This window comes from Vibrio sp. 378 (assembly GCF_033339435.1).
In genome coordinates, this window is the sequence record NZ_JAWOUO010000008.1 from 89,116 (window position 1) to 116,037 (window position 26,922).

A 26,922-nucleotide genomic window follows, 5' to 3' on the forward strand; every position below is an offset into this window, starting at 1 on the left:
GCTATGGAGTGCACCAATATGGACATAAAAAGTAGTGTTATTGCCATTACAGGAGCAGGGCAGGGGCTTGGGCAAATGATGGCCATTACCCTTGCTCAAGCTGGCGCTGATTTAGCGTTGTTGGATGTAAACGCCAGTGGCTTAATGGAAACACAAGAGCAGTGTCGAATGCTGAGTGCGAAAGCGTTGACATATCAAGTGGATGTCACCAACGAAATCGACGTTGAAACCACGTTTGAAGCGATTATCCAAGATTTTGGTCAACTCAATGGGTTAGTCAATAACGCTGGCGTGTTAAGAGATGGGTTACTTGTAAAAGCAAAAGATGGCGTGATCAGTAAGATGTCTTTGGATCAATTCAACTTGGTCATGAACGTTAACGTGACAGGAACATTTTTGTGTGGGCGTGAAGCTGCCGTCAAGATGATTGAGAGTGGCTCCCAAGGCGTTATCATCAATATTTCTAGTGTTGCGAGAGCAGGGAATATCGGACAAACCAATTATTCTGCATCTAAAGCGGCGGTCGCGACCATGGCGACAACATGGGCCCGTGAGCTCGCAAGATACGGTATTCGTGCGGCGGCGGTTGCACCAGGTGTAGTACACACCGCGATGGCAGAGCAAATGAAACCCGAAGCCATAGAGCGATTAGAAAAGATGATCCCAGTTGGCAGGATGGGCGAAACAAGCGAAATCGCGCATGCAGTAAAATACATTATTGAGAGTGATTACTTTACTGGCAGGGTTTTAGAAGTGGATGGCGGTATTCGTATGTAAGTGACCACTGAAATAAGGCTCTGATAGACCTGAATAATAAGTTTCTTTCCATTTCAACATTTTCTATGTTGTGGAGTGCTCATTCTGCGCAGCCCAAATGTATTTACAACTTATGTTTGGATTTACCTTGAGAATGATTTCTCACAATCCAATAAAGAGATGCAAATACCACTCAAATATTAAGTGAAATCATTAATTTGATTCTGATCACACTTTTGGTTTTTTAGTTTCCGCTTCTCATTAAGGCTATCTGCGTAAATGAAGTTGATAGTCAGTCTCATCAATTTTTAGTTTCAACTGTTTGTTTTTAAATAATTAATTGTTGAAGCACGAGAAATTCGTGTTGAGGTTAATATTCTATTTAAAGTGTGTAACTTCCATTAATGGAAGGTTAGTTTCCAGTTGTGGCTAATGAGCTTTAACTTTTTACTCCTCATAATGCGCCAAATGTAACATAGTGTTTCAAAGTGTAACAATAAACTCACACTAAGAGTGTGGTTTTGATCTCCACTCAATTCCGTTTTGTTTCGCTCTGAGCCCGACGTTACTCATGCTCAACACATAAACATTCTAATGACTATAACAACTGGTTCTTGGCTTGATATCAATCGTATCGTAGTAAATAACGGTTCATTCTAGCTGGTTAAATGCTTGATGACGAAGTTGAAAAATTGTAAGTAGAATAACTACTTATCGAAGTTTTTTCTTGTTCTCATACATTACCTCTGCGCTATTTGTGAGCTCTTATTTACTTTGATTGGCATCTGCTTTGAAACCAGACAACCATCGAGAAAGTTAATGGAAGCCTCAAGATATAAACGCATCTTGTCGAGGGGAAGTTTGGCGTCCGTCATACTTATGCTCTCAGGATGTAATTCAGCTTTACTTGACCCCAAAGGTGCCATTGGTGTGCAAGAAAAAGAGTTAATTATTACTGCTCTTTTGCTGATGTTGATCGTTGTAATCCCTGTGATTTTAATGACGATTTACTTCGCTTACCGATACCGCGCCTCTAACACTGAAGAAGAGTACGCACCCGAGTGGTCACACTCGACCAAAATCGAAGTGGTGGTATGGACAATTCCAATCATCATCATTGCGATTCTTGCGACGATCACATGGCGTTCGACTCATGAACTAGAGCCATCCAAACCTTTGGAAAGTGATGTTAAACCAATGACCATCGAAGTGGTGTCACTCGATTGGAAATGGTTGTTCATTTATCCAGAAGAAAACATTGCGACGGTGAACTATGTGGCGTTCCCGAAAGACGTGCCAGTGCAGTTCAAACTGACTTCGGACAACATCATGAACGCGTTTTTCATCCCTCGCTTAGGTACACAGATCTACGCGATGCCAGGCATGGTAACCAAGCTCAACCTCATAGCGAACCACGAAGGTGACTATAAGGGTTTTGCATCGAACTACAGCGGCGAAGGCTTTTCGCAAATGAAGTTCACAGCTTCAGCAATGTCTGATCGTGCTGCGTTCCTAAATTGGGTGCAGAAAGTGAAGGCGAGCCCTGATCGTATTGAAGATTGGGAGCAATACAGCTCACTGGCAGCGCCAAGTATCGCAGAGCCAGTCACTTTGTTCTCTAGCGTTCCTCCGTTCTTGTTCACCGACGTTGTGACTCAGCATCCTGGTTCAATGAACTGTTTGCCTGAAAACCAAGGATAATCGTAATGTTTGGAAGATTAACTCTTGATTCAGTTCCATTCCACGAACCTATTATCGTCATCACCCTAGCGGTTGTGGCGCTGGTTGGTTTAGCCGTAGTTTACGCGGTGACCAAAGCCGGAAAGTGGCAATATTTGTGGAATGAATGGTTTACTTCAGTAGACCATAAAAAACTTGGCTTCATGTACATCGCAGTAGCGATGGTGATGCTTGTTCGTGGTTTTGCTGACGCAGTCATGATGCGTAGTCAGCAACTCCTTTCTTCTGCGGGTGAAGCAGGTTACTTGCCACCACATCACTACGATCAAATTTTTACTGCCCACGGCGTGATTATGATCTTTTTTGTAGCGATGCCATTGGTCATTGGTTTGATGAACATCATCGTGCCATTGCAGATTGGTGCACGTGACGTAGCTTTCCCGTATCTGAATAACTTGAGCTTCTGGCTGTTTGTTGTTGGTGTCATCCTAACAAACATGTCTCTCGGCTTAGGTGAATTTGGTCGTACAGGTTGGCTAGCGTATCCGCCGCTTTCAGGTATTGAGGCAAGCCCAGGAGTCGGGGTCGACTATTGGATTTGGGCGCTGCAGATATCAGGTGTTGGTACGACGTTAACAGGCGTGAACTTCTTCGCGACCATTTTGCGTATGCGTACACCGTCTATGCCAATGATGAAGATGCCAGTTTTCACTTGGGCGTCTCTGTGTGCAAACATTTTGATCATCATTTCATTCCCAATCCTAACGGTGACTATCGCTCTGCTAACGCTGGATAGATACCTAGGCATGCACTTCTTTACCAATGATCTTGGCGGCAACGTAATGATGTACGTCAACCTTATTTGGGCTTGGGGTCACCCAGAAGTGTACATCTTGATCTTGCCAATTTTTGGTGTGTTCTCAGAAGTCACCGCAACCTTCTCACGTAAAAAGTTGTTCGGTTACACATCGCTAGTTTGGGCTACCGTAGTTATCACGATTCTTGCCTTTGTCGTTTGGCTACACCACTTCTTTACGATGGGGTCTGGCGCGAACGTAAATGCCTTCTTCGGTATTGCCACGATGATCATTTCTATCCCAACTGGGGTGAAGATCTTCAACTGGCTATTCACGATGTACAAAGGCCGCATCCGCTTTACGACGCCAATGATGTGGACGGTGGGCTTCCTTATCACCTTTACTGTTGGTGGTATGACGGGCGTACTAATGGCTGTTCCGGGTGCAGATTTCGTTCTGCATAACTCAGTATTCCTTATCGCTCACTTCCACAACGTTATCATCGGTGGTGTGGTGTTTGGATGTTTCGCTGCGATCACTTACTGGTTCCCGAAAGCGACCGGTTTCACCATGAATGAAACTTGGGGCAAACGCGCGTTCTATCTTTGGATTATTGGTTTCTTAATGGCGTTCTTACCGCTTTATGCGCTGGGCTTTATGGGGATGACTCGTCGTTTAAGCCAAGACATCAACCCAGAATACTTCCCACTGTTGTCGATTGCCGCAGCAGGTACGGTTGTGATTGCGCTGGGCGTATTGTCTCAGTTCATCCAAATTTACGTGAGTATCCGTGACCGCGAGCAAAATCGTGATTTAACTGGTGACCCGTGGGGTGGACGTACTCTTGAGTGGGCAACATCGTCTCCACCGCCGTTCTACAACTTTGCGCACCTACCAAAAGGTGATGTGCTGGATGCCTTCTGGTACCAGAAACAAAGTGGCGAGTTCGATCCAACTAAAGAAGTGGAATACGAACGTATTCATATGCCAAAAAACACGGCAACAGGCATCTACGTGTCGGCTTGGTCGCTCCTATTTGGCTTCGGCATGATTTGGTACATCTGGTGGCTAGCGGCGGCAAGTTTGGTCGGTATTATCGTGACGTGTATTCAGCATAGCTATAACGATGATGTGGATTACTACGTGGAAGTTGAAGAGATCAAAGCAATTGAGGCCGAACGTCGAGCTCAGCTTGAAGAAGCGAAGAAAAACTCAGTGAAAGACAGCGAAAGTAAAGATGATCTGGAGGTGACGTATGCAAACTAATATCGCAGCACATCACGACCATGATCACCACCATGACACGAATGGCAACAAGCTATTTGGCTTCTGGGTTTACCTGATGAGTGACTGTGTACTGTTTGCGACCTTGTTCGCGACATACGCTGTGCTGTCGAGCAATTCAATTGCGGGCCCAACAGGTAAAGACATTTTTGAACTCCCATTCGTGTTTGTCGAAACCATGCTGCTTCTGTTTAGCAGTATCACATTTGGTTTTGGCATTATCGCGATGAAGCGCAACAACGTTGCTGGTCTCAAACGTTGGATGTTAGTCACGTTCGCGCTTGGTCTTGGCTTTATCTGTATGGAGGTCTATGAGTTCCATCACCTGATTGAAGAAGGCTATGGGCCACAAACAAGTGCATTCCTATCGGCATTCTTTACGTTGGTTGGTACGCACGGCCTGCACGTAACCTTTGGTCTGATTTGGTTAGCGGTAGCGTATCATCAACTGTCGACGAAAGGTCTGAACGACAATATGGCAATGCGCTTTAACTGCTTAAGCCTATTCTGGCACTTTCTAGATATCGTTTGGATTTGTGTCTTTACCATCGTTTACTTACTGGGGGTAATGTAATGGATCAACATGTAGAAACCAGTTCGTCAGATTACGTGAAAGGCTTTATTGCCTCACTGATTCTGACGGTAATTCCGTTCTACTTTGTTTGGACGAAATCATTACCAGATACAACGACCTATGCGATTCTATTTGGATGTGCATTAGTGCAGATATTTGTTCACTTTAAATACTTCTTGCACATGGAAACAAAAACATCCGACGGACGTTGGAACCTTGTATCACTGATGTTTACCGCCATTGTTGTACTTATCCTTATCGCTGGCTCGGTATGGATCATCTACAACATGAACGTCAACATGAAGTTGTAGGTCAAGGTATGCTGAAAAGTTATTTGTCTATCACTAAACCGGGCATTATTTTCGGCAACCTGATTTCTGTTGCGGCGGGGTTCTTCCTCGCCGCAAAAACAGAACCAGCCAGTCTAATGCTGTTCGTTACGACGTTAGTTGGTGTTGGGTTAGTCATCGCTTCAGGTTGTGTTGTGAATAATATTTTCGATCGTGATATCGACCAAAAGATGGCACGTACACGAAATCGTGAAACAGTGAAAGGCAACATCAATATCGATATTGCGTTTGTTTATGCACTTGCTTTATTGCTGGTAGGAACCGCACTGTTATTTATCCGAGTGAACCCACTATCCGCTGTCGTCGTGTTGCTTGGCTACGTGTATTACGTGTTCTTTTACACGATGTGGTACAAACGTAACTCGGTGTATGGAACCTTAGTGGGAAGTATCTCAGGCGCAGTTCCGCCATTGGTGGGTTACTTAGCGGTAACAAACTTCATTAGCTTGGAAGCGATTTTACTCTTTACCATGTTCTGTCTCTGGCAAATGCCGCACTCGTATGCCATTGCCATGTTCCGCATGCAAGACTACCGAGAAGCCGGGATTCCCGTATTGCCAGTTAAAGAGGGCATTCATAAAGCTCATCGACACATGAAAGCGTATGTCGTGGCGTTTGGAACAGCATCATTGGGGTTATTTTTACTAGGTGAAGCCGGGTATGAATACTTAGCGGTTGCAGCGGTTGTTTGCTTTATGTGGACGAAAGTGACCTTTCGCAGCATTGATGACAACAACTATATCGCTTGGTCAAAGTCGGTGTTTAAAGTCTCACTGCTAGTGGTGATGGGGATCAGTGGTGTGCTTGGTGTCGAGTTGATTCCTCTAGCTCTGTAACAACCAAACCTAAGCGTTTGCTAAGCGCCAATATCTTTTGCTGCTGAATGCATGAATGGCCTTACCTAGAAGTAAGGTCATTTAACTTTCTATTGTTCTTTATTTTCCCTGTTTTTCCTGCTCCTCCTCTAGCTTCACTATCACGTATTCATATCTAAAAGCAAAAACAACCAGTGTGTAAAACATAGTGAAGCACGTTTTCGCTGACGCGTAATAATGCCAAGAGATAGCGACGATTAAGCTAAAAAGTATAAACAGCGCAATAACTCTATTTGCCATATGAAAATTCAATATCGATAGTTTGTAATGTAAACATTTGGGGAGAGTGCTAGTTCCCATAGCAGCATACAAACTAACAATGTGAATGTTTGAGTTGAATCACCAGCTAGCGAAATACAAAAGTTTTACGACTGAAAGTGGGTGAGGAAGCACCTTAACTCCAGTGAAATGAACACGATTAAGAATCATCCATTTACATAATCTAAAAACTCACTAAACCTTAACCCAGATTAAAGTTTTGTCGTCTCCGAGGCATTAAGGTGCGCCTGTAGTTTGCAGGTCTCAAGGATTCAGAGAAGGAACAGCCATACATCGTGTATCGCTGTTCCTTTTTCGTTCTTGTTTACTTGCGAAAAGATAAAACATAAAGACAACTTTAAGAGGACTGGTTTTGAGCATTTTGTTTTCCGAAGCCCGCATTGGCAACATGACCCTAAAGAACCGTTTTGTGCGAAGCGCAACGTGGGAGAACATGGCGACCGAAGATGGTCACATGACGGCAAAGCTTTACGATATTTACGAAACGCTTGCGAAAGGGGAAGTTGGGCTTATTGTCACGGGTTATGCCAATATCGTTGAAGAAGAGAAACCCAACGCAGGTATGATGGGGATCTACAGCGACTCTTTTATTGAAGAATACAAAAAGCTAACAGAGCTAGTACATCAACTAGATTCTAAAATCGTGATGCAAATTGCTTACGGTGGCACCAAAACCACCCATAACGTCGGTGAGCGTGTCATCTTCGCTCCGAGTGACGTGCCTGAGCGTGGTACAAATACGCAAGGCAAAGCGATGACAAAGGACGAAATAGACTACATCGTAAAGGCATTCGCATTGGCGAGTAAACGTGCTCAAGACGCTGGTTTTGACGGCGTAGAGATTCATGCGGCGCACACTTATTTAATTAACCAGTTTTTAAGCCCGTACTATAATCGTCGAGAAGACGAATATGGCGGTGACTTAGAAAATCGCATGCGCTTTCTTTTAGAAATTTATTCTGAAACCAGAAAGCTGGTTGGAAGCGAATTTCCCATCCTCGTTAAACTGACGGCAACAGAGTTCTTTGACGGCGGTTTAACGTTCGATGAAACTCGCGTCGTCAGTAAGAAACTTGAAGAAGTAGGCGTTGATGCGATCATCGTATCTGGCAATATTCACGGCAAAGCAAACGAACTTGTTGGTCAAACGTTCGATGGTTACACACTACAAGAAGAAGGTTACTTTCACGAATATGGTCACGTGATCAGTCAGGACGTTAGCATACCGGTGATTACTGTCGGCGGGCTGAGCGACATTGATGCGATTGAGAAAATTGCAGAAAACACAGGTATCCAATTTTTTGCTGTGTCACGCCCTTTATTGGCTGAGCCACAGTTGATCAAACGTTGGAAAGAAGGCAATCGCGCACCAGTAGATTGTGAACGTTGCTCAAAGTGTCGTACCAAGCGTGGTAACTTTTGCGTGGTGTATAAGAACCGAAATCGTCGCAAAAAATAGAACGAAGCGAATACACAAATACAAATTAGCCTCCACTCTGAATATGGAGGCTTTTAATTATCCGCATGTTAATCGAACCATTATTTATCTTCTTTTTGATAGTTTAAATAATGCACACAAAGATCGTGAAATGCTTTAGCTTGAGGCGAGATCGTGCGATCGGTTAACGTAAATATACCAATTTGCCTTTCAAGTGGTGGATCGATAAGCGGAATCCAAACCAAGCGTGTTTCATTGGTTGGGAAAGCAAGCTTCGGTAGGGTCGTGACACCAATCCCAAGTTCTAAGACAGAAAACAGTGAAGTAATATTTTCGACCGAATAGAGCGCTTGCTGACTCAGAGCTCTTGCTGGGGTTGGATCGAGAAGTGTACAAGTGCCGTTACGGATAAAGGGTTGTTCCAACAAAGTTTGCCACTCGATTCCTTCTGGATGACTTGCAATAGGGTTGTCCTTTAAACACACCACGCCTATTGGATCGGCTAACAGCGGCGTAAAGTCAATGCCGCCCTCATCGAGGTGAGAGGGGTTACCGAGCGCCAAGTCGACTTCACCGGAGAGTAAGCGAGCCTCGACGCCCGCCGCGTTATCATCGATCAAGCTTACTTCTACATTTGGATACTGCTCGCAAAAGGCACCCAACACGCTAGGGATGAGTTTCGCTGCAACAGAAGGAACGCTCGCAATTCGCACTCTCCCTTGCTGTCCGGCCGCGGCAGCTTTGAGATCGTTGTCCAGCGCACTGTAGATATTGAGAAACTGAACCACCTTGGGCAGACAAATTTCACCAAACGGGGTCAATTTGGTTTTGTTTCCGGGTTCAAACAGCGTTTGCCCTAGAATTTTTTCAAGCTCTTTTATCGATGTTGACAGTGCCGCCTGAGAACGATTTGCACGATGTGAAGCGGCTCGAAAGCCTCCTTCCTCGACTACCATCACAAAATGCATTAATTGTTGAAGCTTAATACTCATCCCTAATGCCTCTTAATCCCTTTATTTACGTTATATTAAACAGAGTGATAAGTTTAATTTATCAAATGTCAAAAATTTACCGTTAGATTTATCGCCTGTCAATGTGCATCATTTAACCATATTGAAACAAAGCTGTTACAAAGGTTGAAAGGCACGTGAATACTCCTACTAAAAAACACCCAGTTAAAACCAGTCTATTTGCTTCTAAAGCGCCGCTTGAATGGGCGATAGTCAACAACGGAACCCTGTATACGGCTCAAATTCCTATTGATGACACAGGCGCGGTTGTGGAAGGCGGTATCGAAGCACAAACACGTCAAACCTTTAACAATCTCATTCACACCCTGGAGTGTGCAGGGGAGTCTTTGGACTCGGTGTTGCAGGTCCTGATTTATGTGACTGACAGAGAATACTTAAAGGCCGTTAACCAAGTGTACGCGGAATATTTTGAAGCGCCGTACCCAAATCGCGCCGCCATGGTGGTTGCAGGGTTAGCGCGAGAAGAGATGTTGGTGGAGTTTGTTGTCTACGCGTCGGCAAGCCAACCAGAATAAATCCAACGAGAATAATTAGAGATCAGTGAGTGAGTGGCTTGCCATCACAAATCGGAAGAACAAGGAAAGAACCATGACTTTTATTAACAATGTTCAAGCAGAAAAATCCCTCTATATAGCAGGTGAATGGCAATCGGGCATGGACACCATCGCCAATATTAACCCTTCTGATATCAGCGAAAACATTGGCGATTTCGCACAAGCGAGTGTGTCGCAAGTAGAGCAAGCGATTCAAGCGGCTAAATCAGCGCAGCCAGAGTGGGAAAAAACACCAATCGAGCGCAAGCAAGCAGTGCTACAAGCGATTGGTGATGAGCTCATTGCACGATGTGACGAATTGGGCACCTTGCTTTCGCGTGAAGAAGGTAAGCCATTTGCTGAAGGTCGAGGTGAGATTTACCGTGCTGGCCAATTCTTCCAATACTTTGCTGCTGAGGTTCTGCGTCAAATTGGCGATAGCGCTGCTTCCGTCCGTCCAGGTGTCTCCGTTGAAGTTACTCGCGAAGCCGTCGGCGTTATCGCCATTATCTCTCCTTGGAACTTCCCAACAGCAACAGCGGCTTGGAAAATCGCGCCAGCACTTGCGTTTGGCAACAGCGTCGTCTGGAAGCCTGCCAACCTAACCCCAGCAAGTGCCGTTGCGCTGACAGAGATTATCCATCGCCAAGGTTTACCTGCTGGCACGTTTAACCTCGTTTTGGGTAGCGGTTCGCAAGTAGGTAATACCCTTATCAATTCGAAGGATGTGAACGGCGTGAGCTTCACTGGTTCTGTGGACACAGGCCGTAAAGTTGCAGCGGCAACGGCACCAAATTTTGTGCGTTGTCAGCTAGAGATGGGTAGCAAAAATGCGCTCGTAGTGGCAGATGATGCAGACATTCAGATTGCTGTCGAAGCAACAATCGCAGGCTCATTCTCGGGTGCAGGTCAAAAGTGCACCGCGTCTTCTCGTCTTGTCGTTATGGACGGAGTTCACGACGCGTATGTTGAAGCGCTAATCAAACGCATGAGCGAACTTAAAGTGGGTCACGCTCTAGAAGAGGGCGTGTTCATGGGCCCTGTTGTTGATGGTAACCAGCTGAATGCGAACTTTGAGTGGATCGAAAACGCACGCCAAGCAGGCGCGGAGCTGGCTTTCGGTGGTGAGCGTCTGAGCCTAGAGCATGACGGTTACTATATGTCACCAACCCTGTTCTTGAACACACAAAACAGCTGGGAAGTGAACCAAGAAGAAGTCTTTGCACCAATGGCAAGCGTGATTCGCGTTTCTGATCTGGATGAGGCAATTGCAGTCGCGAACGATACGCGCTTTGGCCTGACAGGCGGCATTATCACGCAAAGCTTGCGTAATAGCGCGATCTTCAAACAGCAAGTCCAAACGGGCTGCGTCATGGTTAACTTGCCAACTGCGGGTACAGATTATCACGTTCCATTTGGTGGCCGTAAAGAGTCTAGCTTTGGTCCTCGTGAGCAAGGTCAGTACGCCAAAGAGTTCTACACCGTAGTGAAAACCGCTTATCAGCGTCCTTACTAAGATCGGCAGGGTAACTGATGGTGTCAGTTACCCGCACGAAAAGGCTAAGAAATTGTTTAAGGAGTGGTTATGTACCAACAACGGATTGTGATTGACGGATTGCAGTACTGCAATTGGGATCGAGAGTATTTCCAAACGCTTAAGGCGAGTGGCATTACCGCCGTTCATGCCACCATCGTCTACCACGAAACTGCGCGCGAAACCTTGACGCGTTTTGCTGAGTGGAACTTGCGCTTCGAGCAAAATGCGGACCTCATCATGCCTATTTATTCAATGGCAGATGTAGAAAAAGCCAAAGCAGAAGGCAAAGTCGGCATCTTCTTCGGCGCGCAAAATTGCTCACCAATCGATGATGAAATTGGCCTGATTGAAGTGATGCGCCGTCAAGGTCTGCTGATCATGCAACTGACCTACAACAACCAAAGCTTACTGGCGACAGGTTGTTACGAACAAAATGATTCCGGCGTAACTCGCTTTGGTAAGCAAGCGATTGAAGAGATGAACCGAGTCGGGATGATCATTGATATGTCCCACAGCGCGGAGCGTTCGACGTTGGAAGCTATCGAGCTCTCTTCGCGTCCAATTTGTATCAGCCATGCTAACCCGACGTTTGCGCATGACGCACTGCGCAACAAATCCAACACCGTGATCAAAGCACTGACGGAGCGCGGTGGTTTGATTGGATTCAGTTTATATCCATTCCATTTGCCAAATGGCAGCCAGTGCACGCTGGATGATTTCTGCCAGATGGTAGCGAAAACCGCAGACATGTTTGGCGTCGACCATTTAGGCATCGGTAGTGATCTGTGCTTAAACCAACCGCAACAAGTATTGGAATGGATGCGCAACGGGCGTTGGTCAAAAGCGATGGATTACGGCGAAGGTTCAGCAAGTAACTCGGGATGGCCAGATGCGCTGCCATGGTTCTGCGGCAGCGCAGGGATGGAGAACATCTACAACGGATTAATGGGTCACGGATTCAGTGAATCTGAGGCTGGAAAAATATTGGGTGAAAACTGGTTCAACTTCCTTAAAGAAGGATTAGAGCCTATTTCATAGCATTCCCCAAAGTAGGAACCGCCTGCCCACATAATAACAATACGGCAGGCGTAAAACTCACATTTGTAGCCAGTCTTTGGCTGCTGCAAAGAACCTCTGGAGCCAGAGTATGTCTGATTTAACCAATAGCATGAAAGCTTCCACGATGAGCGTGTCATCGGGCAAGTCAAAAGCAAAACACAACACATCAACAACAGAAAACACGACGGACAAATTAGGACTGAATAACCCGGCCTTTTGGTATAGCGGTGGTTTCATCGCGTTGTTCGTTGCTATTGCACTTTATGACGGCGAGCTGTTATCTACGATCGTTAACGCTGGCTTTGGCTGGGCAGTTCAGGTATTTGGTCCATACTGGCAGTTACTGCTGCTTCTCACTTTTCTTATTGGTCTTGGCTTGGCTGCAGGGCGAACAGGCAAGGTGATGTTGGGCGGGATTGCAAAACCAGAAATGGATTCTTTCCGCTGGATGGCGATTATTTTCTGTACCTTATTGGCTGGTGGTGGCGTTTTCTGGGCCGCGGCTGAGCCTATCGCGCATTATGTTAGCCCACCTCCTTTGTACGGCGCGCAAGATAACCCGCAGCAAGGTGCGGTGAATGCGTTGTCGCAATCCTTTATGCACTGGGGCTTTCTAGCTTGGGCGATTGTAGGTAGCTTAACTTCCATCGTGGTGATGCACCTACATTACGACAAAGGTTTACCACTAAAACCCCGTATTTTGCTTTACCCAGTCTTGGGCGAACGAGCACTTAAAGGCCAACTCGGTGCATTGATTGACGCATGCTGCATTATCGCGGTAGCCGCGGGCACCATTGGTCCAATTGGGTTTCTGGGCTTGCAGGTTAGCTACGCGTTAAATGCGTTGTTTGATATCCCTGATGGCTTTACCACTCAGCTTATCATCATCTTGTTTGCGATTGCGCTTTACACCTTGTCAGCACTCAGTGGATTAAGCCGAGGCATGCAACTGCTTAGTCGTTACAACGTGATTCTGGCAATGGCATTGATGGTTTACATCCTGTTTTTTGGTCCGACGAATTTTATCTTTAACGGATACATTCAAGGTGTAGGAAGCATGTTGGATAACTTTATCCCAATGGCGACTTATCGCGGTGACGAAGGTTGGCTAAGTTGGTGGACAGTATTTTTCTGGGGCTGGTTCCTGGGTTATGGTCCGATGATGGCAATCTTTATTGCGCGTATTTCCCGTGGTCGAACTATTCGCCAAGTTATTTCCACCATCAGTATTGTGGCTCCGTTAACCACCTGTTTTTGGTTCACGATTGTGGGCGGCTCAGGCCTTGCGTTTGAAATTGCTGAACCGGGTAGCGTGAGTGCGGCGTTTGAGGGCTTTAACTTGCCAGGTGCTTTGCTTGCAGTGACTCAGCAACTACCAATGCCAATGCTGACTTCAATTCTATTTCTGATTTTAACCACGATCTTCATCGTCACGACGGGCGACTCAATGACCTACACAATCAGTGTCGTGATCAGTGGTGAAACGGAGCCGAATGCGATCATCCGTACCTTCTGGGGAGTAATGATGGGTGTGACGGCACTAATCCTGATTTCTCTTGGCTCTGGTGGCATCTCTGCTCTGCAATCTTTCATTGTGATTACCGCGGTTCCGGTTTCGTTGATTCTGTTGCCGTCACTTTGGAATGCGCCACAAATTGCAATCAAAATGGCGAAAGAGCAAGGGCTATAACAATTATCCAATTCAAACAACGTGGAGCTTGTGCGGGTGTTTTCCTCCTGCATCCGCACAAACCCTAGTATTCTTACAATAACAAATAGGTGGTGAGCAAAATGGATGCACATCGTTCTACTTATACGGAAGCAACTATGCGCGATGCAGCGATTGTCATGGCAGCCGAAAGGCTTGGCGCAATGCACCAAAACCGAATCAGCTTTGTTCGCAGTCTGATTCGTAATATGGCAAGCCAAAACTGGCAAGTAACCAAGCATGAGTGGCAGCTTTGTCCTCGTGGTTATGGTCATGTGATTTACAAATTGACCACGCCAGAGCACGTTTATCATTTGGTGGTATTCTGTGATGAAATTGCCGACGACGAGCGTAATGATCGCGTAATTGCTGAAAAGTGGGACGTCACATTTGCACTGGTTCAAGGCGATGTTGATGTTACTTTGTTGGAAAGATTGCGAGAAAATGTACCGCTGCAAGAAGCGGGACGTAATCCAAACAACGTACTTGTTCTTGCTCGCGCAAACAAAAGTGTGCGCGTGTTTGAGCACATTGTTAGCGCGCTTTCTCAAGGCGAGCAGCCTGAGCCGAAAGAGTTAGCGGAAGTGGGTTATATCCTGCGTACCACAGCTGTTTATGGTAACGGAAAGTTTGGTATCGCCGATTTCAAACTGTTAGAGAACAACTCAGATTTCAGCCAGTCTTTTAGTGCGCAAATGTGTGCCGTATATATGTTGCGCGAATTCAGCCTAGATTGGGTGCACTATCTGGCACTTCAACAAGGTGGCGACAACGCGGTGGCTTTGCATCGTGGCTTGCAGCGCTACCTTGGTGTCGGCAATGCGACTGGCTTAGGCATGGCTCCATACTTGATTAATCACCCGTGCATCGTTGACCAATGGATGACCTCTCGCGAACGTGCGGTAGCGCGAGTCTTTGCGATGCCGTGTGAAGCGTCGTTCCATGCTCCTTTGCAAGGATTACTACAAAAAGCACAGCGTCATTTAGAGCAAGTCATCACCATCAATGAACATCAATACAGGCTCAATCATCAAGCGATATCAGACATCAAACAACTGCTATCGGAGCTAACAACGTTAATGGCATTACATCCGAACTGGGCGAGTTTGGTCGAGCATAAGAAAACAATGAGTGTGGAAGCCCAAGAAATCCTCACCTCTTGCTTGATCGAACTCTACCCATCTTTAGTGGATGAATTTGCTAGCCAAATGAATACGGATGAAACGTTATCTATTCCGGGCGGGAAAAAGATCCAAGACTTACTGGAAGTGTTGCAAAACAAATACCGCTGGGCGATTGATGCGGATTACTCACTGGCCGAGAACAACTACTGGTTCTGGTATCGTTCACAAGACAAAGAAGAACCAAGGCTTGGTGTTCGTGGTGAGGAAGCAGGAGAAGAAAAAGAGCTGCCGCTTGATATCGGCAGACAAGTGAATCGCTTGTACCACGCCTTGCTTGGTTGTGATGAAGAAATGTCCGTAGCAGAGTTTCTGTTGCAAAATCCGACTTACCGTTCGATCACACGTCGCGTATGGACGTTAGGCAACCGAGCAATGGGTGATATTCAAATGAACGTGCTGCGTAAAGATGCGTTACCAATGCACTTATTGCGCTGTAAGTTGGCGATCTTTGGTGCGACTAAGTTTGATCCGCGCTCGGATCGTTGGGTTCGAGTTACTTTCTTCCAAGGTGCGCCGCTGTTAGATGAAATTCACGATCCTAAACTGGCGGACACATGGATTTTCCCGAGCATGCCGGAACGAGAAGAAATTGCGCAAAGTGACAATCAAAAAATCAACGGAGGATTTGCATTATGATCGTCTCTCACAACGAATTGGTGGCCGCGGTTAATAAGGCATTTCTTGGCATGCGCCGTCACTGTGGTGAGGCGGATGTCATTGCGAACATGGTGGCGGACTTGCAAATGGTTGGCTTGCACGGGGTGCGTCACTTTAATAACGCCAGCCTGTTTCTTGGGTTAGATTCGGACTGCGCCGTATCGGTGACCAACAGTACGCCGTCAAACATAGAGGTAGAACTGCACAACGGGAGTGTAGCGTGTCATTTACCCGCTGTGTTGGATTTCGCACTTGAGAAAATGATTAACCGTAAGTCGATTACTATCACGTTGACGCAGTGCCATAACCGTTGGCTAGGTTTTAGTGAGTTGTTGAAGCTCTCTGCAAAAGGCATCGCGTGTCGCGCACAATGGGTCAATGGCTCTAGTCCCAAGCGAACGCTTTATGTGTTAAACCGCGGACGAATCGCACCAGAAGTCTTTTTCTCGGATCAGTTTGATGGGCATGATACGGATTTGCATAGTATGGTTATCGAGCTCTCCGTGAACGATTTCGATATCGAGAAAAGTGCACAAGGATATACCACCCACATTGAAGGCGATGAGTTAAGCCGTACGCAACAAGCTTCTTGGCAAAATGGTATCTTTGTCGAAGACCAAGAATGGGAAACACTGAAACAAACCGCAACCGCGTTGCTGGTGGAGAACAGTGAGCGTTCTATGCTCGGTGCTGGTGGTGTGGTTTAAGCTATGAAAGGCGATGATTCCAAGTAGAAGTGATGAAGGCTGCTCTTTAGCGGCCTTTTTTGTGCGCGATGTTCACTCACTTCTGAAGTTCAAAGACTATGATTACCGTTATCCGCAAGATGGAGCAACACAGGTAAGAAAAATGGATCTGCAAGAGAATAAAAGAAATGCCATTGCGTTTTACGAAACCGCCTATAGAGGTAACCCAAGAAAGGCAGTTGAAGACTACGTAGGTGATGAGTACATCCAGCACAATCCATTAGTTGGAAATGGCCCCGAGGCTTTTATCGAGTATTTTGAGCGGATGCAAAATGAGTATCCCGATAAAGATATTACGTTTGTGCGAGCCATTGCTGAAGGGAATTTGGTGGCACTACACACTCACCAAACATGGCCTAATGATATTGAATACGTGACGATGGATTTCTTTCGTTTTGATCACAATGGGAAGATCGTTGAACATTGGGACGCTCTGCAAGAGATTCCTAAAGAAACATTGAATGGTCACACCATGTATTAACGAGTCGTTGACGAGTCTCCCATGCCGTTTATTCAAACGGTATGGGAGGTTAAATGATTTGTGGCACTTTAAGTATTAATCATCAAAGCGCTTTTTCGATTCTCACCGCGACGTCTTCAGATACCCAGCCTTTCCACAAGTCAGGGTAGGTATTAAAGAAGTAAAACATCGCTTCTTCACCGTCCGCGTAGTTATCTTCCATCCAGGCCAGCATTTCACTCATTTGCTCGTTGGTAAATCCGCGTTTCTGCAAGTACGCGAATGCTTGGGGTTCTTTGCTCGCAAACGCCTCAGTTGTTACTGTGCGAACTGGAGAAGGTGGGTACATTGTTACTTTTGGTGAAGCGCAATCAGGCTGAGTGGTACAGTTGCGATACTCTTCTAAATCTGTTCCGCTACCAAAATCCACTTTGACCATATCATACTTGCCCAATACGGGGGTCGGTGACCAGTAGTAACCAAACCAAGGCATTTTGCGATCATAGGCTTTGGCGATGGTGCCAGCTAATGCTGCGCCAGATCCTGGGTCAACCATCTCAAAGCCGTGCTCACTTAACCCTAATGCATTAAACAAGTGACCGGAGGTGATTTGGCATGTCCAACCAGCAGGGCAGCTATAGAACGCGAACTTGTCATCATCCTCTGGGTGTTCAAATAGTTTGGCGTGCTTGATGACGCCTTCTATCGTCGCGAGCTCTGGATACTGTTTTACCAGATAGTCGGGAACCCAAAACCCTTCTTCACCACCATTGACAAGCGATTCACTAGCGATGCGCAAGCGTTTATCCGCAATCCCTTTATCAAGTGCTTCTTTAATACCGTTTGTCCATAACTCTGGCGCAACGTCAGGCTGTCCCTTTTCAATCATAGAGGTGCCTGTGGGAACGCTATCACCAGGGATCAATTCCGCATCACACTGGTAGCCTTTATTTAAGACAAATTGGTCGATGTGCGCCATTAAGCTGGCCGAATTCCAATTCATGTCTGCGATGGTTATTTTTCCGCATTCGTCCGCATTTGCATGAGTAGATAATGCTGATAGCAGCAGAACAGAGAGCATTGAAGGTGTCGTCTTCATGTGACTGAATTTCCTTGTCGTTGTCATTTACTTCAGTATATACATCGGTTTATAAAGATTCAGTGAACAAGGTTTTTTCAGTGACGTTAAGCATAAAAACGGCGATTTATGAAGTGTTTGGTGAGAAGGGTTTAAAGGGCGTTAATACAGCAAGAACACTCCTTCGTAGCCGCCAATCTCAATATGAGAAACATAGTCGCCGATGTTACCGTCTTGATCTACAGGTTGCATAGGCTCTGGAAGTGCGATAGTTATCTTCGGTGAGGAGAAATAATCGATATTCTTGCCAAAGAAATCAGTCCGATACAGCACTCGGCCTTTGGTGAATTCGCGGGCTAACACCATCTCTGTAGGACCATGCATCACTACCGTATCGTCTGAGTGATACGCAAAGTACATATGGGTTGGTAACAAATCGATAGCGCCATTAGACAAGTCAGGATGAGCTACTTTGCTCATAGAAGCATTTCCAATCACCGTGTAATCGGCGGAATAGGGCGTGCTGGTGGACATCATTAGCGGAGTCGCCTGATACCCCTCTGGTATTTGATTGGCAGGCTCTCCCAAATTAACGGCAAGCAAGGCGCTAGGTTGATAAGCAATATTCTTTGGTACGCCTGCCTTCCAGAAGTTGTCACTTGTTGTGTTATTACTTCCATATAAGTAGCCATTGTTCCACTGATTAAAGTAAATGCGCTCAGGGTGATAGTTTAAGTAGAACACCGCTAGTGCAGAGTATTGGTCCTGTTTCCAATTGTTTTCTGTGTTACCAAAGTATTGAACGCGACCATAACGCGTGGTCGCTTGATAAATCACTTTCTGGCCAGCTTTGGCGAGTGCAGAGTTATCCCAAAATTTAGCCAAGCCAGCATAGCCACTAAAGCCGGTAGCAGGGAAAAGGTAGTGCTCGCGCAAGTACAAGGAGCCAGCGTTAACCAAGTGGTTTTGCCCATTACGACCGAATAAGTTTGCCGTACCTATGTTGAGGCCAATTAACGCATCTTCATCCAGCGTTGCCAGTTTATTCAAGAACGCCGAGAATTGCGCTTTGTAAGCATCGTCAGCAGCTTGGCTACCCGCCACCAAACCAAGTTCATCCACTGTGCCTCCGGAATATATGTAGAACTGATTTGCACCGAGTAACTTATTCGTATCGTCGTTGTACGCACCATTTAAACCTTGTTTCGCCCATTCAGCTTGGTAAGAGTGGCGCATTGTATTGGTAAAAACGGGATTACCGAGATTGGTCAATGCCCAAGAAGAGGTTTGATTCCACATACGACCAAATGGAATAACCCGTGACTCCCAACGAAATCGTGCGGTTGCATTCTTATTCGAACGGTTTTTGTATTCATTCCAAGAAAGATAATTGTCTTGGTTTCGATCTGCAGATTTGTCGAAGCCACGAATTTTACGCCAGCGTTGAATGGTTTGACCTTCCGGTGTCTCCGTTGGTGCTCCTGAGATATTGACGGCAGGGAAGCTATTTTTGAGTTGAATGTTTTCGAGACGTGGGCGGTTTTCTATGTTGTCGTCATGCCAAGTAATTTTCGCAAAGTAAAGGCGGCCGCCGTCGCGTAAAAAGGTGGAGCCAAAGTACTGACCGCCACCATAAGTTTTTCCGCTACCATCATGCGTTGTAGCGCGAACCCAATCCGAAGGAACAGACCAGTTTACTGTTTGGTTTTTAGTCATGTTCTCAGTTTTGTCTTTTTTAATCGCGAAGCTTTTCCATTCAGTTACCCGACCAAACGAGTCGATAGCAGAAGGGTATTCAATCGTGAAGCTGCCGCCTTGAGCAAACTGAGAAAACGTAAAGGTTAAGCGGTCGAACTTCTCTGAGTGATAAACATAGAGGGCACCACCATTATTCGCCTGACCGAATACATCAGCATCCCATGGCGGTGGTTGATATAGCCAAAAACCGGCGTGGTCAGCGCTGGCGGTATAGCCAACGATCATCGGTTTTCGATTGAGTAGAGTATTCTCGCCATGGCTTGAGTCGACTTCAGCTAGGATAGTGTCTTCAGAAAAGTGGAGAAAGAAATCTTCGTAGTCAACTCCATTCAGTTCTGCTTGGTTACGTATATCGTTTTCCAGCCAACCTGAGTTAAGTTCCAGCTTTTGGTTGTACATGTAACCAAGCGCTTTTACACGCTCGTTATCACTCTTATTTTCGTAAGCTCCAAACACGATATCGGCATTATCCAACTCCCATTCAAGTGCAGCGGCAGCAGAGATAGGCTTATCTTGAAGATCAATACCCTGTTCATGCAACCCAGGTAATACGATTGCTGTTCTACTCCAAACGTTGGGTACAGAAAGCAAGCTCAAAGAAATGAGTGTAACGAGAGAAAAACAATGCGACTTCAACATGGAGTTATCCCATTAATACTTAGATGACTCAAATTAAGAGTCAGATACAAAGAGAAATTATAGTCCATTCGCGAAGTCGTAATCAGGACCCTGCCATAGAGGACTTTACAGGAAAACTAACAGGGGATGCTGTGCAAAAATGAGCGGGTGTACTTGGAATAGATCATCCTCATAGACTCAAAACTTCCTCTACACGTCAGCACAAAAATAACCACCATTTTAACCTTGTTTCGGTCGTCACCATGTTGTTGGATTTTTCTTCAACAAATTCAGTTAAAACTAACTCTTCAAACCAGTCAGATACTCTGTCTTGGTGGTAGCTGATCATACAAAAAATTAACAAATTAAATTTTTATACATTTTTATTGCATAAAAAGTCCAGCTGAGTAATATAAATACCAAGTGACAATTAATGCGGTATGTCAGCATGACTATTCAGGTAAGCGGAATCAATAAATCCTACGGTGAGACACAAGTGCTTCACGATGTCAGCTTTAAGTGTGAAAGCGGGGAAACACTGGTGTTACTTGGTCCAAGTGGCGCAGGTAAGAGCTCTCTACTGCGTGTTCTTAACCTTCTTGAAGGGGCGGATAACGGCAAGCTAAACATCGCAAATGATGTTTTTGATTTCTCTACTGAAATCAAAGAGAAACAAGGTTTAGCACTTCGTCGTAAAGTAGGCATGGTGTTCCAGCAGTACAACTTATGGCCGCACATGACAGTGATGGAGAACCTGATTGAGGCTCCGGTAAAAGTATCTGGCATGGATAAAGAAGAAGCGAAGAACCAAGCAATGCAAATTCTCGCAACGCTGCATTTGGCAGACAAAGCGGATGCATGGCCGATGCAGCTTTCTGGTGGTCAGCAACAACGTGTGGCGATTGCTCGTGCATTGATGATGAAACCGGAAGTCTTGCTTTTTGATGAACCGACCGCAGCGCTTGATCCGGAAATTACTAACCAAGTCGTTAAGATTATTAAAGATTTAAGCGAAACTGGCATCACCCAAGTCGTAGTAACGCATGAGGTCGATTTTGCTAAGAAAATCGCTAGCCACGTACTGTATCTAGAAAAAGGACACATCGTCGAGCACGGCACAAATGATTCGTTTTCTAATCCGCAAACCGCCCAGTTTGCTGACTACCTAAATCACTAAATTACGTTTTTAAAGTTCAGTCTATTTAACAGATAAGCTCGGCTGTCATTGCGAGTGTCAGCCCACTAAGTACACACGGAGTATTGCAATGAAAAAGATTCTACTAGCTTCACTAATCGGTCTTTCTTCTGCAACTATGGCGGCAAACGCAGCAGCACAAGAAGAGATCAAATTCGCGATGGAAGCGACGTACGCACCGTTCGAATACATGGATGAAAACAACCAAATCCAAGGTTTTGATGTGGATCTGGCGAATGCACTATGTAAAGAAATCGAAGCAAAATGCACCTTCCACAACCAATCTTTTGACAGCCTGATCCCAGCATTAAAATTCAAGCGCTACGATGCGGCAATCTCTGCAATGGACATTACTGAGGCGCGTTTGGAGCAAGTGAATTTCACGAATGCATACTATGACAACTCAGCAGCGTTTGTTTCTATCAAAGAAAAAGTGGCTGATCAAAAAGCACTAGAAGGTAAGCGTGTTGGTGTTCAAAACGGTTCAACACACCAAAGCTACCTGATTGAGCAAATGCCGGGCGTAACAGCGGTTCCTTACTCTAGCTACCAAGACGCGTTCATCGATATGAAAAATGGCCGTATTGATTCTGTATTCGGTGACACAGCAGTCGTAGCAGAATGGTTCAAGAAAGAAGACAACCTAGCTTACGTGGGTGAGCACGTCACTAACCCTAAATACTTCGGTAACGGTTTCGGTATCGCAGTAAATAAAGGTAACGACGAGCTAGTGAACAAGCTGAACACAGCACTGAAAACAGTGAAAGCAAACGGCGAATACGACGTAATCTACAACAAATACTTCGGTAAGTAATATGGCACTAACGGGTTACTCTTTATCGCTTGTTCAAGCTAGTTGGATGACTGTCCAGCTAGCCTTTACAAGCCTCTTAGTCGGTTTGATTCTGGCAGTGGTATTCGCCAGTGGTGAAATGTCTCGCCGCGTTTTCGTTAAATGGCCAATGACGGCGTTTGTGACGATTGTACGTGGCTTGCCAGAAATCCTTGTCGTGTTGTTCATCTATTTTGGTTCGACGCAGGTTCTGTTTTTAATCACCGGCGACTTTATTGAAGTTAGCCCGTTCTTGTCTGGCGTGGTGGCGTTGTCATTGATCTTCGCTTCTTATGCTTCTCAAACTCTACGTGGCGCATTAAAAGCCGTTGGAAGAGGGCAGAGAGAAGCAGCAAGTGCACTCGGCATCAGTCAAGCACACGCTTTTGTTCGCATTGTTTTGCCACAAGCAGTAAGACACGCACTACCAGGTTTAACTAACCAATGGCTGGTTTTGCTGAAAGATACCGCGCTTGTATCACTGATTGGCGTAACGGATTTATTGAAGCAAGCGCAGCTAACATCTGCAGCGACGCATGAAGCGTTTACATGGTACGCAACTGCTGCGGCGATTTACTTAGGCATTACTTTGATTACGCAACGTGCCGTCAAACAGATTGATAAGAAGTTCTCAATTCAAGGCATGAGCATGGGACAGGAGGCAACCGCATGAACGAACAACACGTTTGGCAAATGCTGGATGGCTTAGGCACTAGCCTTCAATTGACCGCCGCTTCCTTGGTTGTGGGCTGTCTTTTAGCTTTGATGATGACGCTGACTCTGATCCTGCGTACTCCGGGTTTGCATTGGGTAAGTCGTGGCATCATCACCTTGTTCACTGGTACGCCTTTGTTGGTACAGATCTTTTTGGTGTACTACGGTCCTGGTCAGTTTGACGCAGTAAAAGAAAGTGTATTCTGGACATGGTTAAGCCAACCTTGGTTCTGTGCGATGTTGGCGTTAGCGTTGAATACCGCTGCATACAGCACTCAGTTGTTCAAAGGAGCGTTTAACGCGATTCCTTCCGGTCAATGGCAAGCGTGTCGTGCTCTGGGTATGAACAAAACCGCAACGCTAAAAGTGCTGCTACCATACGCTATTCGTCGTGCTGTTCCGGCTTACTCGAACGAAGTGATTTTGGTCTTCAAAGGCACGTCACTAGCAAGCACGATTACGATCATGGATCTGATGGGTTACGCGCAGCGCATTAACGCACAAACTTACGATACGTTGACTGTATTTGGTATTGCGGGCGCATTTTATTTAACGGTAAATGGTGTGCTAACTCTTATTTTCCGTCAGGTAGAGAAGAAAGCATTGGCGTTCGAAGCCGCATAACCCTTCAATCAACACTCATCATCTCGTTCCACAGTGCCTCTGCGAATGGCTCTCTTGCAGGGGCATTTTTTATATTCGTCATGGCAAATCCCTCAAGTTCCACCAAACTTAATTCAATGCAATTGTATTGGTGGCACCATGGAAAGAAGACACTTTTTAGCGCTGTGGACATTGTTGTTCGCCCCCTCTTTAAAAGCGACGACACCAATGCGGCCGACGCCAGCACAAACAGAAGGGCCATTTTATCCAGTAGTGGACATTCCTCTTCGTCAAAACTTGATTCTGCAATCAGAAGGCTTGGTCGGTGAACCTATCGTGTTGCAAGGCAGAGTAGTAGATACATCGGGAAACCCAGTTTCAGGCATCAAAGTAGAAATCTGGCAATGCGATGGGCAGGGGATTTACGATCATCCTAAGCAACCAAATAACGATAAGTTTGATGCGCACTTTGCTGGCTTTGGTGCAGTTTTAACTCAATCGGATGGTCACTACTTGTTTCAGACCTTGTACCCCGTGCCTTATGCCTCTCGTCCACCGCACATTCACGTTAAGTTGTGGCGGGATAACCAAGAGCTTCTGACCACTCAGTTGTACTTGAAAGGCAATACTGGCGATGAATGGTGGGGAGGCAAAGCCCGTGATTATCTGCAGTTTGAAACTATACGAATCGACGGGCGGTTAACGGGCGAATTTAACTTTGTGATTGGCTAGCTAATCCGGTTAAACCATTAACTCAACCAATTGCGCCAAGCATTCTTTATCCAGTATCGGATGAGGCTCGACGCCCGTGACCAAAACGATATCCACGGAAGGTAGCGATGGCATATCGTCTAAGATCTTAAGATCCTCGCTAACGCTAATACTGCCCATCGCACCGATAGCCATGCCTGAACGTACAATTGCTCGTTGTGCAGAAGCCGTATTGCAACATGCCAGTAGTTGATAAGGAGTGCCACGTTTGGTTAATCCGTCTACTGCTGCCGCATGGTATTTACAGTCGGTTTGGAATAGGGCGAGAGAGAGAGGTTGGGCTTGCTCGATGTCAAAATCAGGATGAGCAATCCACACGCCTTTGTCGCTTGCTAGCCAGTAACCTTCCTCACTGTCCGGTGCTCTTGTCACAATAGCGGCGTCTAGCTTTCCTTCATCAAGTTTTTCTCTCAAGGTGATGCTTGGCTCACTGAAGACTTGAATTGAACATGTGGGCTCAGATTGCTGTAATACGCGGATGACTTTAGGCAGGATATTGTCGTTGTAATCCTCGGGGCAACCTAAGCGAAGAGGGCGCTTGTTTTCATAGCGCTTCACTTGTTTCAGTGCTTGATTGTGCAAGTTAACCAATTGCTCGGCGTGAGAGCGCAGTGCCAGCCCTGCTTCACTCAATACTAGGTTGCGACCTTCTTTTTCAAACAAGCTGACGCTGAGTTCGTCTTCCAGCTTACGCATTTGTGCACTAAATGCTGATTGGGTGCGATTGATCTGCTTGGCAGCACGAGTGAAACTTCCCGTTTCGACAAAAGCAAGAAAGCTGCGCAACGCATCGATATCCATATCTAAAACTCATCCATCGTTTTTGTTGAAGTGTTCCATCAAAACTATCCGTTAGTCCCCTTAAATACAATCAGATATTGTGAATGGGTAATCAAAACACGAACCGCATGGAGGCGTCATGAAACTGTTTATTGCTAACCAAAACTACTCGAGCTGGTCACTTCGCGCATGGCTGATCTTTTCTCAATTCAAATTGGATGTGAAAGTCACCAAGCTCAAATTATTCACGGAAGATTTTTACAAAACCTTGGAAGGTATTACACCAACGGCGAAAGTACCTACCTTGGTGGATGGTGACGCAACCGTGTGGGATTCATTAGCGATTTTGGAATACGTTAACGAGCAATACTTACAAGGCAAAGCATGGCCAAGCAACTCCGTAGAACGAGCTAAAGCACGCGCCATTGCCTCAGAGATGCATTCGGGGTTCTTTGATTTAAGAAACGAACTCCCAATGAACATCCGCGCGGGCAGAAAAGTCGTTCTAACGGATGGTGCACGTAAAGATATTGCACGCATTGACGCTATTTGGGCAGAACAAGCCAAGCTGTATCCCAACGGTTGGCTATTTGGAGAATGGTCGATAGCTGATGCTATGTATGCACCTGTGGCATTGCGTTTCCAAACTTACGGTATCGAGTTATCCGAAGGTGCCAAAGCTTACCAACAGAAGGTGCTAGCAAGTGAATCTTTACAGCAATGGTTGGAAGAGGCGAGCCAAGAAACGGATATCGTAGAAGAGGACGAGGCAGGGGAAGAAGTATAAGCGCATCTTGCGATCGCCTGTAGCAAGGGAAAGCATGACAAAGCACGCTTTCCTCTTCTAGGATAGTTGTAGTTTCCGGCGCGTTTAAGCTAGGTGTTCAACAATCGCTCTGCCTACGCCGTGTGCGCTCGTTGGGTTTTGACCTGTGATGACACGATCATCCACAATTACAAACTCTTGCCATGGTTGCACTTTAGAGTAGCGCGCTGCGCCACGAGCAAGAGACTCTTCCAATAGGAATGGGATGTCGTTGATGGTGCCGAAGTCGATCTCTTCTTCACGAGTGAAGCCTGTTACTGATTTAGACGCAAGCAGCTTTTCGCCATTGCTAAGCGTGATAGGGAGAAGAGCGCCTGGACCATGACAAACTGCTGCCACAATACCGCCATCTTCATAGTGTTTTGCAGAAATCTTGGCAAAATCTTCGTTGCTCGCTAGGTCTGAAAGAAGACCAAAACCACCCGGATAGAAGATCGCATCATAGTTGTCACCGTTGATTTGTGACACTGGAATCGTGTTGTTGATGCGGTTCTGGAAATCATCATCCGCCAAGATTTTCTCGTTCACTGCGTCGCCTTCGATGTCGGTTCCGTACAGTGGTGCTTGTCCACCTTTGATAGAGGCAATGTCGTAATCGAAGCCTGCACCTAGTAGCTCGCTAAGGGCATGAGTGAGCTCTGGCGCGTAAGTTCCGTTTGCTTGGTCAGTTTCACCAAGAGTCGCATGGTTCGTCACAATGATGAGTACTTTCTTCATGATGGTTTCCTTTTTGGCTTACGTGTATTTGTTGAACACCTTCATACTAATTGCTAAACAAATAAGTGATAATACGATTAAT

General features: G+C 45.9%; 25 protein-coding genes. 20 read left to right on the forward strand and 5 right to left on the reverse strand.

What is annotated here, in order from left to right; genetic code table 11:
- The first annotated feature begins 18 nt into the window (after positions 1–18).
- From R7Q48_RS15975 to R7Q48_RS16005, 7 genes are all read left to right on the forward strand, one after another.
- On the forward strand, positions 19–777 hold the full coding sequence (locus tag R7Q48_RS15975) for an SDR family oxidoreductase (RefSeq protein ID WP_005375778.1): 759 nt from the start codon (positions 19–21) through the stop codon (positions 775–777).
- Between the two features lie 798 nt (positions 778–1,575).
- The gene (gene cyoA, locus R7Q48_RS15980; protein WP_005388604.1) at positions 1,576–2,457 is read left to right on the forward strand and encodes a ubiquinol oxidase subunit II; all 882 of its coding nucleotides are present in this window, start codon (positions 1,576–1,578) and stop codon (positions 2,455–2,457) included.
- A gap of 5 nt (positions 2,458–2,462) precedes the next feature.
- Positions 2,463–4,499 (forward strand): cytochrome o ubiquinol oxidase subunit I, encoded by a 2,037-nt coding sequence (gene cyoB, locus R7Q48_RS15985; RefSeq protein ID WP_005375781.1) that lies wholly within the window; start codon positions 2,463–2,465, stop codon positions 4,497–4,499.
- The gene (gene cyoC, locus R7Q48_RS15990) at positions 4,489–5,091 is read left to right on the forward strand and encodes a cytochrome o ubiquinol oxidase subunit III (protein ID WP_005375782.1); all 603 of its coding nucleotides are present in this window, start codon (positions 4,489–4,491) and stop codon (positions 5,089–5,091) included. Before cyoB ends, cyoC begins: the two co-directional genes overlap by 11 nt.
- Positions 5,091–5,402: a cytochrome o ubiquinol oxidase subunit IV gene (cyoD, locus tag R7Q48_RS15995; protein WP_005375783.1), complete on the forward strand. Its 312-nt coding sequence runs from the start codon at positions 5,091–5,093 to the stop codon at positions 5,400–5,402. Before cyoC ends, cyoD begins: the two co-directional genes overlap by 1 nt.
- On the forward strand, positions 5,363–6,277 hold the full coding sequence (cyoE, locus tag R7Q48_RS16000; protein ID WP_213866268.1) for a heme o synthase: 915 nt from the start codon (positions 5,363–5,365) through the stop codon (positions 6,275–6,277). Before cyoD ends, cyoE begins: the two co-directional genes overlap by 40 nt.
- 670 nt (positions 6,278–6,947) lie before the next feature.
- On the forward strand, positions 6,948–8,054 hold the full coding sequence (locus R7Q48_RS16005) for an NADH:flavin oxidoreductase (RefSeq protein WP_213866269.1): 1,107 nt from the start codon (positions 6,948–6,950) through the stop codon (positions 8,052–8,054).
- An 80-nt stretch (positions 8,055–8,134) separates the two neighbouring features.
- Here R7Q48_RS16005 and R7Q48_RS16010 read toward each other — a convergent pair whose 3' ends face one another.
- Positions 8,135–9,025, reverse strand: a complete 891-nt coding sequence (locus R7Q48_RS16010) for a LysR family transcriptional regulator (RefSeq protein ID WP_005375788.1) — start codon at positions 9,023–9,025, stop codon at positions 8,135–8,137.
- A gap of 155 nt (positions 9,026–9,180) precedes the next feature.
- Between R7Q48_RS16010 and R7Q48_RS16015 the strand changes: the two genes are divergently transcribed.
- The 7 genes from R7Q48_RS16015 (at position 9,181) to R7Q48_RS16045 (ending at position 16,969) form a co-directional block, all read left to right on the forward strand.
- Positions 9,181–9,579 carry a RidA family protein gene (locus tag R7Q48_RS16015; RefSeq protein ID WP_256902644.1) on the forward strand — a complete coding sequence of 133 codons (399 nt, stop codon included), beginning with the start codon at positions 9,181–9,183 and terminating at the stop codon, positions 9,577–9,579.
- A 73-nt stretch (positions 9,580–9,652) separates the two neighbouring features.
- On the forward strand, positions 9,653–11,113 hold the full coding sequence (locus R7Q48_RS16020) for an aldehyde dehydrogenase family protein (RefSeq protein ID WP_213866271.1): 1,461 nt from the start codon (positions 9,653–9,655) through the stop codon (positions 11,111–11,113).
- A 69-nt stretch (positions 11,114–11,182) separates the two neighbouring features.
- Positions 11,183–12,172, forward strand: coding sequence for a membrane dipeptidase (locus tag R7Q48_RS16025; RefSeq protein WP_053303711.1), 990 nt, complete (start codon positions 11,183–11,185; stop codon positions 12,170–12,172).
- 109 nt (positions 12,173–12,281) lie between these two features.
- On the forward strand, positions 12,282–13,883 hold the full coding sequence (locus R7Q48_RS16030) for a BCCT family transporter (RefSeq protein WP_005388593.1): 1,602 nt from the start codon (positions 12,282–12,284) through the stop codon (positions 13,881–13,883).
- 101 nt (positions 13,884–13,984) lie between these two features.
- Entirely contained in the window at positions 13,985–15,721 is a 1,737-nt protein-coding gene (locus R7Q48_RS16035) for a hypothetical protein (RefSeq protein ID WP_213893362.1), read from the forward strand.
- Positions 15,718–16,449 (forward strand): DUF3726 domain-containing protein, encoded by a 732-nt coding sequence (locus R7Q48_RS16040; RefSeq protein WP_053307776.1) that lies wholly within the window; start codon positions 15,718–15,720, stop codon positions 16,447–16,449. Before R7Q48_RS16035 ends, R7Q48_RS16040 begins: the two co-directional genes overlap by 4 nt.
- Before the next feature lie 142 nt (positions 16,450–16,591).
- Positions 16,592–16,969, forward strand: a complete 378-nt coding sequence (locus tag R7Q48_RS16045; protein ID WP_031777276.1) for a nuclear transport factor 2 family protein — start codon at positions 16,592–16,594, stop codon at positions 16,967–16,969.
- An 82-nt stretch (positions 16,970–17,051) separates the two neighbouring features.
- Here the strand turns inward: R7Q48_RS16045 and R7Q48_RS16050 are convergent, their stop codons facing one another.
- On the reverse strand, positions 17,052–18,047 hold the full coding sequence (locus tag R7Q48_RS16050) for an ABC transporter substrate-binding protein (protein WP_258483450.1): 996 nt from the start codon (positions 18,045–18,047) through the stop codon (positions 17,052–17,054).
- A 141-nt stretch (positions 18,048–18,188) separates the two neighbouring features.
- The gene (locus tag R7Q48_RS16055) at positions 18,189–20,423 is read right to left on the reverse strand and encodes a hypothetical protein (RefSeq protein WP_318132376.1); all 2,235 of its coding nucleotides are present in this window, start codon (positions 20,421–20,423) and stop codon (positions 18,189–18,191) included.
- Positions 20,424–20,850: 427 nt separating this feature from the next.
- Between R7Q48_RS16055 and artP the strand changes: the two genes are divergently transcribed.
- The 5 genes from artP (at position 20,851) to R7Q48_RS16080 (ending at position 24,478) form a co-directional block, all read left to right on the forward strand.
- Positions 20,851–21,579, forward strand: a complete 729-nt coding sequence (artP, locus tag R7Q48_RS16060) for an arginine ABC transporter ATP-binding protein ArtP (RefSeq protein ID WP_104970792.1) — start codon at positions 20,851–20,853, stop codon at positions 21,577–21,579.
- Positions 21,580–21,667: 88 nt separating this feature from the next.
- Positions 21,668–22,411, forward strand: a complete 744-nt coding sequence (locus R7Q48_RS16065; RefSeq protein ID WP_005388572.1) for an arginine ABC transporter substrate-binding protein — start codon at positions 21,668–21,670, stop codon at positions 22,409–22,411.
- Between the two features lies 1 nt (position 22,412).
- Entirely contained in the window at positions 22,413–23,102 is a 690-nt protein-coding gene (artQ, locus tag R7Q48_RS16070) for an arginine ABC transporter permease ArtQ (RefSeq protein ID WP_151515477.1), read from the forward strand.
- On the forward strand, positions 23,099–23,767 hold the full coding sequence (artM, locus tag R7Q48_RS16075; protein ID WP_318132377.1) for an arginine ABC transporter permease ArtM: 669 nt from the start codon (positions 23,099–23,101) through the stop codon (positions 23,765–23,767). Before artQ ends, artM begins: the two co-directional genes overlap by 4 nt.
- A 138-nt stretch (positions 23,768–23,905) precedes the next feature.
- Entirely contained in the window at positions 23,906–24,478 is a 573-nt protein-coding gene (locus tag R7Q48_RS16080) for a protocatechuate 3,4-dioxygenase (protein WP_213873986.1), read from the forward strand.
- Between the two features lie 9 nt (positions 24,479–24,487).
- On the opposite strand, the gene R7Q48_RS16085 is transcribed toward R7Q48_RS16080, so the two are convergent.
- On the reverse strand, positions 24,488–25,318 hold the full coding sequence (locus R7Q48_RS16085) for a LysR family transcriptional regulator (RefSeq protein ID WP_256902647.1): 831 nt from the start codon (positions 25,316–25,318) through the stop codon (positions 24,488–24,490).
- Positions 25,319–25,436: 118 nt separating this feature from the next.
- Between R7Q48_RS16085 and R7Q48_RS16090 the strand changes: the two genes are divergently transcribed.
- Positions 25,437–26,084 (forward strand): glutathione S-transferase family protein, encoded by a 648-nt coding sequence (locus R7Q48_RS16090; RefSeq protein WP_256902648.1) that lies wholly within the window; start codon positions 25,437–25,439, stop codon positions 26,082–26,084.
- Positions 26,085–26,168: 84 nt separating this feature from the next.
- Here R7Q48_RS16090 and R7Q48_RS16095 read toward each other — a convergent pair whose 3' ends face one another.
- On the reverse strand, positions 26,169–26,840 hold the full coding sequence (locus R7Q48_RS16095) for a type 1 glutamine amidotransferase domain-containing protein (protein WP_054576772.1): 672 nt from the start codon (positions 26,838–26,840) through the stop codon (positions 26,169–26,171).
- Positions 26,841–26,922: the final 82 nt, after the last annotated feature.